This is a genomic window from Streptomyces longisporus (genome assembly GCF_039532765.1).
Lineage (GTDB): Bacteria > Actinomycetota > Actinomycetes > Streptomycetales > Streptomycetaceae > Streptomyces > Streptomyces longisporus.
The window spans coordinates 255,495-266,895 of record NZ_BAAASG010000010.1 but is presented as its reverse complement, the minus strand read 5'-3'; the positions used below and the strand labels follow the sequence as shown (position 1 = coordinate 266,895).

Annotated in this window: 12 protein-coding genes and 1 tRNA gene; 6 read left to right on the top strand and 7 right to left on the bottom strand. The window is 72.2% G+C overall.

Going from position 1 to position 11,401, the window contains the following annotated elements; translation table 11 throughout:
• The first annotated feature begins 112 nt into the window (after nucleotides 1-112).
• The 5 genes from ABD355_RS22300 to ABD355_RS22280 are packed head-to-tail and all read left to right on the top strand — an operon-like array spanning nucleotide 113 to nucleotide 3,819.
• Entirely contained in the window at nucleotides 113-535 is a 423-nt protein-coding gene (locus ABD355_RS22300; protein ID WP_344402297.1) for a hypothetical protein, read from the top strand.
• Complete coding sequence (locus tag ABD355_RS22295) at nucleotides 532-1,479, top strand: FAD:protein FMN transferase (protein ID WP_344402296.1); 948 nt, start codon at nucleotides 532-534, stop codon at nucleotides 1,477-1,479. Before ABD355_RS22300 ends, ABD355_RS22295 begins: the two co-directional genes overlap by 4 nt.
• The gene (locus ABD355_RS22290; protein ID WP_344402295.1) at nucleotides 1,476-2,216 is read left to right on the top strand and encodes a ferric reductase-like transmembrane domain-containing protein; all 741 of its coding nucleotides are present in this window, start codon (nucleotides 1,476-1,478) and stop codon (nucleotides 2,214-2,216) included. Before ABD355_RS22295 ends, ABD355_RS22290 begins: the two co-directional genes overlap by 4 nt.
• The gene (locus tag ABD355_RS22285) at nucleotides 2,213-3,568 is read left to right on the top strand and encodes an NADH-ubiquinone oxidoreductase-F iron-sulfur binding region domain-containing protein (RefSeq protein WP_344402294.1); all 1,356 of its coding nucleotides are present in this window, start codon (nucleotides 2,213-2,215) and stop codon (nucleotides 3,566-3,568) included. Before ABD355_RS22290 ends, ABD355_RS22285 begins: the two co-directional genes overlap by 4 nt.
• 5 nt (nucleotides 3,569-3,573) lie before the next feature.
• Nucleotides 3,574-3,819, top strand: coding sequence for a ferredoxin (locus ABD355_RS22280; RefSeq protein WP_344402293.1), 246 nt, complete (start codon nucleotides 3,574-3,576; stop codon nucleotides 3,817-3,819).
• Between the two features lie 229 nt (nucleotides 3,820-4,048).
• Here the strand turns inward: ABD355_RS22280 and ABD355_RS22275 are convergent, their stop codons facing one another.
• From ABD355_RS22275 to ABD355_RS22245, 7 genes are all read right to left on the bottom strand, one after another.
• On the bottom strand, nucleotides 4,049-5,209 hold the full coding sequence (locus ABD355_RS22275) for an oxygenase MpaB family protein (RefSeq protein ID WP_344402342.1): 1,161 nt from the start codon (nucleotides 5,207-5,209) through the stop codon (nucleotides 4,049-4,051).
• 32 nt (nucleotides 5,210-5,241) lie between these two features.
• On the bottom strand, nucleotides 5,242-6,297 hold the full coding sequence (locus tag ABD355_RS22270; RefSeq protein WP_344402292.1) for a polyprenyl synthetase family protein: 1,056 nt from the start codon (nucleotides 6,295-6,297) through the stop codon (nucleotides 5,242-5,244).
• Nucleotides 6,287-6,565 carry a polyprenyl synthetase gene (locus ABD355_RS22265; protein WP_344402291.1) on the bottom strand — a complete coding sequence of 93 codons (279 nt, stop codon included), beginning with the start codon at nucleotides 6,563-6,565 and terminating at the stop codon, nucleotides 6,287-6,289. The genes ABD355_RS22270 and ABD355_RS22265 overlap by 11 nt, the downstream gene beginning before the upstream one ends.
• Nucleotides 6,566-6,670: 105 nt before the next feature.
• Nucleotides 6,671-7,018, bottom strand: a complete 348-nt coding sequence (locus ABD355_RS22260; RefSeq protein ID WP_344402290.1) for a hypothetical protein — start codon at nucleotides 7,016-7,018, stop codon at nucleotides 6,671-6,673.
• Between the two features lie 87 nt (nucleotides 7,019-7,105).
• Nucleotides 7,106-7,178, bottom strand: a tRNA-Arg gene (locus ABD355_RS22255).
• Nucleotides 7,179-7,241: 63 nt separating this feature from the next.
• Complete coding sequence (locus ABD355_RS22250; protein WP_344402289.1) at nucleotides 7,242-8,957, bottom strand: IclR family transcriptional regulator domain-containing protein; 1,716 nt, start codon at nucleotides 8,955-8,957, stop codon at nucleotides 7,242-7,244.
• A gap of 69 nt (nucleotides 8,958-9,026) precedes the next feature.
• The gene (locus ABD355_RS22245; RefSeq protein WP_344402288.1) at nucleotides 9,027-10,313 is read right to left on the bottom strand and encodes a M6 family metalloprotease domain-containing protein; all 1,287 of its coding nucleotides are present in this window, start codon (nucleotides 10,311-10,313) and stop codon (nucleotides 9,027-9,029) included.
• Between the two features lie 312 nt (nucleotides 10,314-10,625).
• Between ABD355_RS22245 and ABD355_RS22240 the strand changes: the two genes are divergently transcribed.
• On the top strand, nucleotides 10,626-11,288 hold the full coding sequence (locus ABD355_RS22240; RefSeq protein WP_344402287.1) for a TetR/AcrR family transcriptional regulator: 663 nt from the start codon (nucleotides 10,626-10,628) through the stop codon (nucleotides 11,286-11,288).
• Nucleotides 11,289-11,401 lie beyond the last annotated feature (113 nt).

The window sequence follows — 11,401 nt, the reverse complement described above, 5'->3', positions numbered from 1 at the left end:
TTCCTGAACCGGATACAGACAGTCGCCTGCGCAGGCTGGTCGACGGATACCCACACGTGCGGCCGCGCAGTGTCGAGCGCTTCGGCGGCACACCGACGGCCGAGGAGGAACCATGTCCCACCCCGACCACTCCACGTCGGCCGGCGCCGCTCGGCGCCGTGACCGCGGTCTGCGCCGGGTCGGAAGCACCACCCGCTGGGTGGCCGCCGCGGCCGCGGCCGGCTCCGTCGTGCTCGCCACCGGATACGCCCACGCCCTGCCCGGGAAGTCCTCGGCCACGCCCAGGGACACCTCCCGGCCTTCGGCTCCCGCGCCGACTTCCACGTCTCCCACGCCCGCACCCAGGTCGAGCGCCTCCGCGGCCCCGAGGACTCCGTCGCGGTCGGCGGCCCCGTCCCCGCACCCGACCGTGCGGAAGCAACGGACGGCCTCCGTCGCGCCGCGTACCGCACAGCCGTCCACCTCCGCGCCCACCGCCACGAAGCCTCCGGCACCGACTCCACAGCCCTCGCACACCACCTCGGGTGCCTCATGACCGCCGCCGGCACGCATCCGGCGTCGGTCTCCTTTCCCGCACTGGGCACCACCGCCTCGCTGCTGGTCGCCGACGCGGGCGCACTGGGCGCGGCACGGCAGGTCCTCGACGCCGAACTCGCCGCTGTCGACGCGGCGTGCAGCCGCTTCCGGCCCGACTCGGAGCTGTCGCGTGCCAACGCCGCTGCGGGAGCCGCGTTCCATGTGAGTGCCCTGTTCGCCGAGGCCATGGACGTGGCGTTGCACGCGGCGGAGGAGACCGGCGGCGTTGTCGACCCCACCGTCGGCACGGCGGTGGCCGCGCTCGGCTACGACGTCACGTTCGCCGCGCTACGACCGCAGGACCTGGGGCCCGTACGCCTTGCGGGGCCGTCCGCGGGCTGGCGCGCGGTGGAGTGGGAGCGGGCCGCCCGGCGGCTGCGGCTGCCCCCGGGCACCGCGCTCGACCTCGGCGCGACCGCCAAGGCTCTCGCCGCCGACCGGGCCGCCCACCGCGCCGCCGAGGTGACGGGCTGCGGTGTCCTGGTCAACCTCGGCGGGGATCTCTCCGCCGCGGGCCAGGCGCCGCCGGGAGGCTGGCGGATCGCCATCGCCGACGACCACGCGGCGCCCGACACCGCGGCCCGGCCCACGGTGAGCATCACCGGGGGCGGAATGGCCACCTCCGGCACCACGGTGCGGACCTGGCGCCGCGGGGGACGGCGACTGCACCACATCGTCGACCCCGCCACCGGCGACATCCCCGCCCCGGTCTGGCGGACCGTGAGTGTCGCCGCCATCAGCTGCGTGGCTGCCAACACCGCCGCCACCGAGGCCGTCGTCGTCGGCGAACGCGCCCTCGGCCGACTGCGCCGGGCAGGGCTGCCCGCGAGGCTGGTCCGCGTGGACGGAGCCGTCGAGCGGGTCTGCGGCTGGCCCGAGGACAACCCTGGAGACGCCCGATGACCGGACTCGTCCCCCTCGCCGCCGGCCCCAGCCCGCTGTGGTACGCGACCCGGGCCGGCGGCACCGTCGCCCTGGTGCTGCTCACCGCGACCGTGGCGCTCGGTGTCGCCGTGGGCGGCCGCCACATACCGCGGCGGCTCGCCCGCTTCGAGGTGAGCGCACTGCACCGCAACCTGTCGGTGCTGACCCTGGTCTTCCTGGCCCTGCACATCGTCACCGCGATCCTCGACACCTTCGTCCACCTGGGGTGGTGGGTGGCGGTGGTGCCGTTCGCCGCCTCGTACCGGCCGCTCTGGCTGGGACTGGGCACGGTCGCGTTCGACCTGCTGCTCGCGGTCGCGGCCACCAGCACGGTACGGCTGCGCATGGGGCAGCGGTGGTGGAAGACCGTGCACTGGCTGGCCTATGCGGCCTGGCCCGTCGCGCTCTTCCACGCCGCGGGGACCGGCACGGACACCCGGCTCACGCTGCAACTCGCCTTGTACGCCGCATGCGCCGCGCTCGTCGTGGCGGCCGTCTGGTGGCGGTTGTACCGGGCGGGTCCGGGCCGGGTCGCGATGCGGCTCTGGGCGGGAGTCACCGCGGCAGCGATGCCCGTGGTGCTGGCCGCGTTCATGAACTCCGGGCCGCTGCAACCCGGTTGGGCGCAGCGCGCGGGAGCGAGCACGAGCACCGGCACGGGCACTGTCCACTCGACGCCCGCACCGACCGATGACCACGAGGGAGGGTCCGAATGACCGAGGCGATGACCGACGGACGGACAACCCTGGCGGCCGGTGACGGGCGGGCGGGCCTGCTCGGCCCGTACGGCTCCCGGCTGCTGCACGGCTGGTACGCCACCGGCGGCCCGGCCGACCTGGACGAGCACCTCGGCCGATACGGTCCGCCCCCCCTTCCTCGCACCGCGGACGCGGCCGAACGACTGATACGCGCGGTGGAGGACGCCGGACTGACCGGCAGGGGCGGCGCCGCCTTCCCCACCGGACGCAAGCTGCGCACCGTCGCCGCCGGCCGGGGCACCGCGGTGGTGGTCGCCAACGGCATGGAGAGCGAACCGGCCAGCCGCAAGGACGAGACCCTGCTGGACCTCGCCCCGCACCTGGTCCTGGACGGCGCCGCACTGGCCGCCGCCGCGGTGGGCGCCGATGTGGCGCATCTGTGCCTGCCGCGCACCAGGCAGGACCAGGCGGACGCCCTCCGCGAAGCCGTCGGGGAACGCCGGCGGGTCGGCACCGACCCGTTCCCGGTCCAGGTGCATGAACTGCCCCATCACTACGTCTCCAGCGAGGAGACGTCGCTGGTGCGATGGCTGAACGGCGGCGACGCCCGCCCGCTGGCCACCCCGCCGCGCCCCTTCGAGAAGGGGGTCGGCAGGCGCCCGACCCTGATCGACAACGTCGAGACCCTCGCCCACCTCGCACTGATCGCGCGCTACGGTCCCGGCTGGTTCCGCGGTGCCGGGCGCCCCGACGCCGCGGGCACCACACTGGTGACCCTCTCCGGTGCGCTGCGTACACCGGGTGTCTACGAAGTGCCGATGGGCCGACCGCTCGGTGAGGTACTTGACGTCGCCGGCGGAGCCGCGGAACCGCTCGCAGCCGTCCTGTTGGGCGGCTTCTTCGGGAGTTGGCTGCCGGTGGGGCAGGCGCTGCACGTCCCGTTCGCCAAGCAGGACCTGGCGTCGCTCGGCGCGGGACCCGGTGCCGGAGTGATCGTGGCGCTTCCCGCCCGCGCCTGCGGTCTGGCCGAGGCGGCCAGGATTCTCGGCTACCTCGCGGCGCAGAGCGCACAACAGTGCGGGCCGTGCCGGCTCGGCCTGCCGGCCGTCGCCGCGGACTTCGCGGACCTCGCCTGGGGGGACCCCACCCCGGAGCTGATGCGGCGTCTGGAAGGCCGTACGGGCCTGCTCGCCGGACGCGGCGCCTGCCGGCACCCCGACGGCGCCTCACGCTTCGCGGCGACCGCCCTTCGCGTCTTCGCCGACGACGTACGCCACCACCTGAGCGCCGGCCCGTGTGCCGCGGCCGGGCACGAGCCCCTGCTGCCGGTCCCGGACACACCGGTACCCGCAGACCGGGAATGGAGGTGAACGGCATGGCCCGTACACACACCGTCGGAATCGACCGCATCGCATGCGACGGCTACGGCCTGTGCGCCGAACTGCTCCCGGAATTGATCGAGTTGGACGAGTGGGGCTACCCGGTCGTGGGATCGGCTCCTCTTACGGGTGAAGCACTGGGGCACGCACGGCGCGCGGTGGCCGCGTGCCCGGCGCTGGCACTGCGCCTGGACCGGGCACCGGAGCGCGCACCGGACCGGAAACCGGCCCAACGGCCGTGAACGAGTTCCTGGCCCCACCTCGGACATACTTCTGCCCGCTCCGGCGCACGGCGCGGAGCAGGCGGGACGCACTGCCATCCGGGCCGGGCGGGGCCTCGCCGTGCCGTCGCTCGCAAGCTCCAGCCTCGCGCCTCGGCCCGGGCGACGTCGGCAGGCCTGGCCGAAAACACATCCTCCGCTTCCGTGCACATCGCCTCTTGCGCCGGGAGCCGTCCGGGTATGTGCGTGATCAACAGACTGTGGCCGCCGGTGGATCCCATCGGCGGCTGCGGGGTACCGCAGCGGAGATGCCGTAGTCCTTCTTGAGCTGTTCGGGGATGGCGTAGTGCATGACGCGCCCGCGGGTGAGGGAGGACAGTTCGAAGACGGTGGTGAGGTGGCCCAGGCGGTCCAGGGCCCAGGCGCCGAGGGGGGAGCGGTCCTCGATGGTCTCCAGGACGCCGAGGAGGTGGGGCACGGCTTTGACGACGGTGTCCCACGGGGTGTGCGGTACGGCGAGCCAGCCGGCGCAGGTGTCACCGATGAGGTGGCGGATCAGAGCGGAGACGATCGGGTCGAAGAAGGTGCCGGGCACGATCTCCTCGTAGAGGTCGATGAGCTGCCGGGTCAGCTGCGCGCCCTCTTCGGAAGGCCCCATGTGCCGGATCATGTACAGGTCGAGGAAGTGGCGGGCCTCGTCGAGGGTCCGGGGGACCGCGTCCTGGTCGACGCCGAGCATGGCTCCGACCACCCGCCACGCGTAGTAGTAGGCCTCCGCGCCTTCCTGTGACATGTGGATGCCGAGGCGGTGCAGGCTGTCCAGCACGAGCAGGGAGAAGAACATCTGCCCGCCGATCATGTCCTCCTGGCAGATCGGCGTGCCCAGCGTCGCTGTCTCCCACCGGTTCTCGCGAGTGAGGTGGTGGCGGATGGAGGCGTGCAGAAGGCGGACCTTCTGGGCGGCGGGGATGAAGCGGCCGCCGGCTTCGAAGGCGTCCGGCTGCATCAGATAGACGGTGAACTGGCCTGTCTCCGCCATCCGTTTGGAGGGGTACTTCAGCCCGTGGGTGGCCGACAGCAGCTTCGCCACATGCGGTACGACGTAGCAGGCGGGCATGGAGGCGAAGGACAGCGCGGTGGAGATGTGCACGTTGTTGTCGATGAAGAACAGCCGTGCCTTCTCCATCTCCGACCAGTCCACCCAGGCCGGCGGGACACGGGTGGCCTCGAGGTACTCCCGCGCGACCTCGGGCAGCCCGTCCGGCAGGGGAGCACCGGCGGTGGAGACGTAGCGCATAAGGCTGTTGAACGTGCCCACCTGGCCGCGTTCGAAGAGCGTGGCGACGGTGGCGTCGGCGAGTTCGTCACCGGCCTGCCGCAGGGCGTCCATCGACGCGTCGGTGTACGTCATCGTCATGGCAGGCCTCCGTTGTGGCTGAGTTCTCAGAACTGGCGGTCCGCCGCGGAGCGGGCCAGCGAGGTCAGAGCGGTGTGGGCAGGGGCCGGAACGTCCAGCTCGTCGAGAGCACCGAGCGCCTCCTCCACCCGGAGACCGATCATGTCCTCGATGCGGTCGGGTGCCCTCAGTACGCGCATCACCTCGCGGACCGTGTCCAGGGCATCCGAGTCCAGGCGGCGTCGGCCCAGAACGGCGCGCAACCGCGCACGGTCGTCCTCCCCGGCCAGGCGCCAGGTCTCTGCCAGCAGGGCCGTGGGCCGGTGGCCCTCCACGTCGTCGGCGTTGGCCTTGCCGGTGCGCTCCGGGTCTCCGAACAGACCGAGCAGGTCGTCCCGCAGCTGGAACGCCTCGCCCAGGGGCAGCCCGTACGCGGAGTAACCCTCGCGCAGCCGTGTGCCGGCCCCGGCCAGTGCGCCGCCGATCAGCAGGGGCTGCTCGACGGTGTACTTGGCGGTCTTGTAGCGGATCACCTTCAGCGACGCCTCGGTGTCCGGACCGGCCCCGGTACGCAGGATCTCCAGGCACTCGCCCGCGATCAGTTCCCGGGCCATCACCGACCACAGGGGGCGGGCACGGGCGAGGTACGCGGCGGGCAGGCCGCTGGTGGCGAACAACTGCCCCGCCAACGCCATCAGCAGGTCTCCCACCAGCATCGCCAGCGACCTCGCCGCCGCCGCGCCGCGCGGACGACGCCGTACGGCATCCCGCAGGGCGACATGGGCCGTGGGGCGCCCGTGCCGCAGCGGACTGTCGTCGATGAGGTCGTCGTGAACGACCGCGGCAGCGTGCACCAGCTCCATGGACGCCGCCGCCCGCACCAGCGCGTCGCTGTCCGGCTGGCCCACCGCGCGCCAGCCCCAGTAGCAGAACGCCGCGCGCAGCCGTTTGCCCTCCGCGACCGCGGCCGCCAACTGCTCGGCCACCGGGCCCAGGAGCGGATCGATCGCGGCGAACTGATCGGCTTCCTGGGCGACGAGCCGGTGCAGCACCTCGTCGATGCGGGCCTTGAACGCGACCGGCTCCCACCGGTCAGTCGTCATCGGCGCTCTTCCGAGCCGACACGTGCCGGGCGAGGATCTCCAGGTGAGCCGGGGGCACGGTCGCGTACCGGTCCAGCACCAGGCGGCCACGCGCTGCGAGATCGTGTTCGGCCTGCGCGGCGAGTTCCGCGGCGTCCGATCGGCGCAACAGCCCCCGCACGGCGCCGACGGCCGTACCCAGCGTGCTCACGGCCAGCTCGGCCAGCCCGGCGACCAGCAGCAACGCCTGCTCGTCCAGGCTTTCGCGCCGTCCCGTTTCTCGCGTCATGCTCTTCCCCACCCACAGCCCGTCCGGGCGGCGCCGGTCACGCGCCGTCCCTTTGAGCATCGCGTCATGTCGGGTGGGAGTCCGGAAGAATTCACGATCGGGTGATCACATCGATCGATCGTACGGATCGCCGCTGCGCGGCCCCGCAATGCGCTGCTCAGCAGTCGGCTCGACAGCGCGTGCGCGATGCGTCTCGTCGAGCTCGGCGACACCCAGCCACTGGTCGAGCAGGAACGAAATGGTCACCTGCGTCTTGGGGTGGCGGTTCTCGTCGATCTGGTGGAGGAGCTTCGTGCGGACTTTCTCGGCCTTGACCTCCGTCGCGGCCTGCTCGTGGAGGTAGATGTCCTTCTTCGTGAGCGGGTCGCGCCCGGCGTAGACCCGGACCTGGAAGCCGGCCCCGTTGGGTCGGATGCTGCCGCGCTGACGTCGCTTGCTCTTGGTGTTCGCCATGGCTCTGGAACCTATTCATGGTCAATGCCATGGCTACGACGAACAGCGCGCCTACCCCGGAGAGGTAAACGCGCTGGTCAGACACTGTGCCCCCGGCAGGATTCGAACCTGCGACACCCGCTTTAGGAGAGCGGTGCTCTATCCCCTGAGCTACGAAGGCGGGGTCGTGGCCGTGGAGGCCACAGGCGTCAGCGTACCGGATCTGTTCGGGCGAGGGGTGGGGTCAGGTCGTCGGTACTCGGGTGAAGCGGCCTGCCACGTGGAGGTCCTGCTCGATGCGGGTCGCCGTGGCGCGCAGGTGGGGCAGGATGTCCCGTTCGCATTCCTCGGGCGTGTGGCGGGCCGCGTGCATGGCCACGTTCAGGGCGGCGACCGCTCGGCCCGTGCGGTCGCGGACCGGGACTGCGATCGAGCGGAGGCCCTCCTCGAGTTCCTCGTCGACCAGGGCGTGGCCCTGGGACCGGATCTCGGTGAGGAGGCGGGTCAGGGCCTCCGGGTCGGTCAGGGTGTGGGGGGTGAGGGGGAGGAGCGGGCAGGGGAGGGGGCGGTCGGACGGGGGGAGGTCCGACAGCAGTACGCGGCCCATGGATGTCGCGTAGGCCGGCAGCCGGGTGCCCACCGTGATGTTCACGCTCATGATGCGGCTCGTGGCGACGCGGGCCGTGTACTGGATGTCGTGGCCCGACAGCACCGCCAGGGACGTCGACTCGTGGACCCTCTGGGCGAGTTCGGCCATGTGCGGGGCCGCGATCTCGGGCAGGGACGTGCGGGAGAGGGGCGGGAAGCCGAGGGACAGGACGCGGGGGGTCAGCGTGAACGTGCGGTCCTGTGCGTGGACCAGGCCGAGGTGTTCGTAGGTGATCAGGGCTCGGCGGGCCGTCGCGCGGGCCAGGCCCGTCGCCTTCGCCACCTCCGTCAGGGTCAGGGCGGCGCGGCCCTCGCCGAAGGCCGTCAGGACCGTCAGACCGCGGGCCAGGGACTCGACGAACTCCCGGCCCAGTTCCTGCTTCGACGCGCCGGTCCAGGTCGCGAGGCCCAAGGGCGCGGCGGACGGCTGGGGCGGCGGCACCTCGCGCAGGTCGTCCTCCATCACCCGTACCGCCGCCCGCAGCCGGGGCAGCAGGGTGTCGCGCAGGTCCGCGGCGGTGTGCCGGCTGGTGTGGCTCACCACGTTCGCCGCGCAGGCGATACGGCCGGTGCGCGGGTCCCGTACGGGGACGGACACCGCGACCAGGCCCGGTTCGATCAGCTGGTCGTCCAAGGCCCAGCCGTCCGCGGCCGATTGGGCTGCCCGTCGCTCGAAGTCCTCTTCGCGGGAAGGGTGCTGGGGTGGTGGTACGGCCGGGAAGAGTGTCCCCTCCCGGTCCGCTGACCTGCGCTGCCGCCAGGCCCGCCAGTCGTTCTGCGTCCACTCCGTTGCGAACAGGGCACCCGGCGCGGTGCGTTCGGCCGGCAGCAGGTCGCCGATGCGGAAGCTCAGGGACATCGCGCGGCGGCGGGTGGCCTGGTGGATGAAGCGGATGCCGTCGCGGTCGGCGACCGCCAGGGACACGGATTCGTCCAGTTCGTCGGCGAGGGCGTCGGCGCGAGCGTCCAGCAGGGCGGGCAGCCGCAGGGCGGACAGGTAGGCGTTGCCCAGTTCCATCAGGCGGGGCGTCAGGATCACGTCCCGGCCGTCGAGGCGGACGTATCCCATGCGGGCGAGGGTGGCGGTGATCCGGTCGACCGTGGAGCGGGCGAGGCCCGTGGCCCGCTCCAGGGCGCTCGGGCTCAGTGTCCCGCCCGCCTCCGTCAGCCGGCGCAGCACGGCGACCCCGCGGATGAGCGGCGCGACCGCCTCGGCCGGTACGTCGAAGGAGCCGTCGGCCGGTACGGCGGACGACGTGGCCCGTACGTCGGGAGCAGCGGCGTCGGCGTCCATCGTGGGCTTGGCGGGCATCGGGTCTCCGGTACGGCGGTCGGGGCATGCCTACCGTAATGCGGAGGACCCCGCTGCATCGCGGGCCGCTCACCGCCGGGTCACCAGCACCCGGTAGCTGCGCGAGCTTCCGGAGCCCTCCGTCCCCGCCACCGTGATGCGGATCCCGCGCTTCGGGTCCTTGAAGACCTCGCCGGGGGTGAAGGGGGCGTCCGAGAGTTCCGCGTGCACGTTGGGGCTGCGGGTGCAGCCGCCGCTGTCGCGCCGGGAGTCGTAGACCTTCACCGGTCCCATGCCGGTGTCGACGGCCGCGTCTACCTTGTAGATCAGTACGCCCGGGCGGCACACGGCCTCGTCGTTGCCGGCGCGGGTGCGTACCTCCACGGCGTACCCGGCACGGCTGCTGAGCGGTACGAAGACCAGCTTCGGGCCGCCCGCGCGCTCCAGCGGGGTGAGCGTGTGCTCGGTGGTGCCGTGCCGTGAGGCGCAGCTGACCTGGGACGGGTCCAGCCAGCCGAGCTTCCACTTGTGCCAGCCGAGCAGGTCGTTGTCGGCCCCCCAGTCCTCGCTCATGATGTCCCAGTGCCCGACCGCGCCGCCGCCGGCCTGGGTGTACAGGTCGGGCAGGCCGAAGACATGGCCGTTCTCGTGCGGCAGCACCCGGTAGCCGGTCCGGCCGTAGGAGCCGGAGCCGTCGTCCTGGCGGGAGTAGACGAAGGAGACGTTGGCGACGGGCACGCCGTCGGCGACCGGTGCCTCCGTGTTGCCGGCGAAGGTCACCGACAGGACCGTGTCCAGGGCGGACGGGCCGGCGTTCGGGGTCACCAGCACGTTCAGGAAGTCGTAGTCCTGGAAGTTCACCTTGGGGTCGGCGGCGCTCACGATGTCCTGGACGAGCTCGCGGTAGCCGGAGTCGAAGGGGGCGCCGCGTTCTATGCCGTACGCCTTGAACGGCTTCGGCATGCGCAGCCAGTGCCGGATGGGGGTCTCGGGGCGGTAGTCCAGGCGGCCGTAGGAGGCGGTGCGGAACCACTGGCGGGTCTTCGGGAAGAACTCGTGGAAGCGGTCGAGGGCGTTGCCGGGGCCGGGTGCGTCGGAGAAGTCGACCATCAGGGTCAGGGCGTGGACGGTGCCCGTGGAGCGGGAGTAGCCGGCGCCGGTCGGGACGCCCTCCGACAGCTGGACGGCGTGGCCGCCTCTAATCATGCAAGGGTTGAGTACGGCGCTGCGGGCCGGGGCGATCGGGCCCGCTCCGGCGGCCGTGGAGGGCGCCGTCAGATGTCCGGTGCCGGCCGAGGTGCTGACCGCGAAGGTCAGGGCGGTCACGGACGCGAGGGCGGCCGCGCGGCGTGGACGTATCCCACGGCAGAGCTGCATGCACGCGTCCTTCGTCCATGGCAGCCGGCGGCATCGGACTGCGCCCTTTCGATCACCCTGATTCGGGGGCTGCGCGGGCGCGCGCTGGAGGAGCCCGAACGTGGGGTTTCGAGGAGAGGTGGATGTGAGTCAGGTCACATCAAATCTCTTCGTCAACCTGAAATAACCGGGGAGCGTCTCCCCGTTTAGTCAGGTGTCCGAGCGAAACGGGGAGTGCTTCCCCGGATCGCAGCACCAGCGATCATTCGCAGCGCCACTGACTGTTCGCAGCACCATCGACTACTCGCAGCAACTCTCACCGAGGAGCACACCGTGACCGCCACGACGACCGCGAAGGCCCCGCAGCGCAAGGTGGCCCGGCCGCGCGCCGACGCCCTGCGCAACCGGGAGCGGATCGTCGCCGCCGCCCGGGAGATGTTCACCGAGTTCGGCCCCGAGGTGCCGCTCGACGAGATCGCCCGCAGGGCCGGCGTGGGCAACGCCACGGTGTACCGCAACTTCCCCGACCGCGACGCACTCGTCCGCGAGGTCGTCTGCTCCGTCATGGACCGGACGTCGGAGGCGGCCGAGCTCGCGCTCGCCGAGACCGGGGACGCCTTCGAGGCGCTCGAGCGCTTTGTGCACACCGCCGCAGACGAGCGGATCAGCGCCCTGTGCCCGATGGTCCAGAGCACCTTCGACAAGAACCATCCCGATCTCGAAGCGGCCCGTGAGCGGGTCGAGCAGACCGTGAACGAGCTGATGGATCGCGCCAAGGAGGCCGGCCAGCTCCGCCCCGACGTCGCCGTCGGGGACCTCATGATCGTCGTGGCGCAGCTCAGCCGGCCCCCGGCCGGCACCGACTGCCTCGTCAACGACCGCTTCGTACACCGCCATCTGCAGCTGTTCCTGGACGGACTGCGGGCCCCGGCCCGCTCGGTCCTGCCGGGCACGCCCGTGACCGTGGAGGATCTGCGCCGGCCCTGCACCGATTAGTTCAGGACTCCAAGAGAGTCAGGAGAGTCGACACTCTCGAAACTCACCGGCCGTCCAGGTAGGCGAGCCGTCCCCGTTACGACACCTTTTTCCGTCACGAAGTCCCGAAGTGG

What these genes read in the sequence shown, in the direction of transcription:
- ABD355_RS22300 (WP_344402297.1), top strand. Translation starts at nt 113, where the DNA reads ATGTCCCACCCCGACCACTCCACGTCGGCCGGCGCCGCTCGGCGCCGT.
- ABD355_RS22295 (WP_344402296.1), top strand. Translation starts at nt 532, where the DNA reads ATGACCGCCGCCGGCACGCATCCGGCGTCGGTCTCCTTTCCCGCACTG.
- ABD355_RS22290 (WP_344402295.1), top strand. Translation starts at nt 1,476, where the DNA reads ATGACCGGACTCGTCCCCCTCGCCGCCGGCCCCAGCCCGCTGTGGTAC.
- ABD355_RS22285 (WP_344402294.1), top strand. Translation starts at nt 2,213, where the DNA reads ATGACCGAGGCGATGACCGACGGACGGACAACCCTGGCGGCCGGTGAC.
- ABD355_RS22280 (WP_344402293.1), top strand. Translation starts at nt 3,574, where the DNA reads ATGGCCCGTACACACACCGTCGGAATCGACCGCATCGCATGCGACGGC.
- ABD355_RS22275 (WP_344402342.1), bottom strand. Translation starts at nt 5,209, where the DNA reads ATGACGTACACCGACGCGTCGATGGACGCCCTGCGGCAGGCCGGTGAC.
- ABD355_RS22270 (WP_344402292.1), bottom strand. Translation starts at nt 6,297, where the DNA reads ATGACGACTGACCGGTGGGAGCCGGTCGCGTTCAAGGCCCGCATCGAC.
- ABD355_RS22265 (WP_344402291.1), bottom strand. Translation starts at nt 6,565, where the DNA reads ATGACGCGAGAAACGGGACGGCGCGAAAGCCTGGACGAGCAGGCGTTG.
- ABD355_RS22260 (WP_344402290.1), bottom strand. Translation starts at nt 7,018, where the DNA reads ATGGCGAACACCAAGAGCAAGCGACGTCAGCGCGGCAGCATCCGACCC.
- ABD355_RS22250 (WP_344402289.1), bottom strand. Translation starts at nt 8,957, where the DNA reads ATGCCCGCCAAGCCCACGATGGACGCCGACGCCGCTGCTCCCGACGTA.
- ABD355_RS22245 (WP_344402288.1), bottom strand. Translation starts at nt 10,313, where the DNA reads ATGCAGCTCTGCCGTGGGATACGTCCACGCCGCGCGGCCGCCCTCGCG.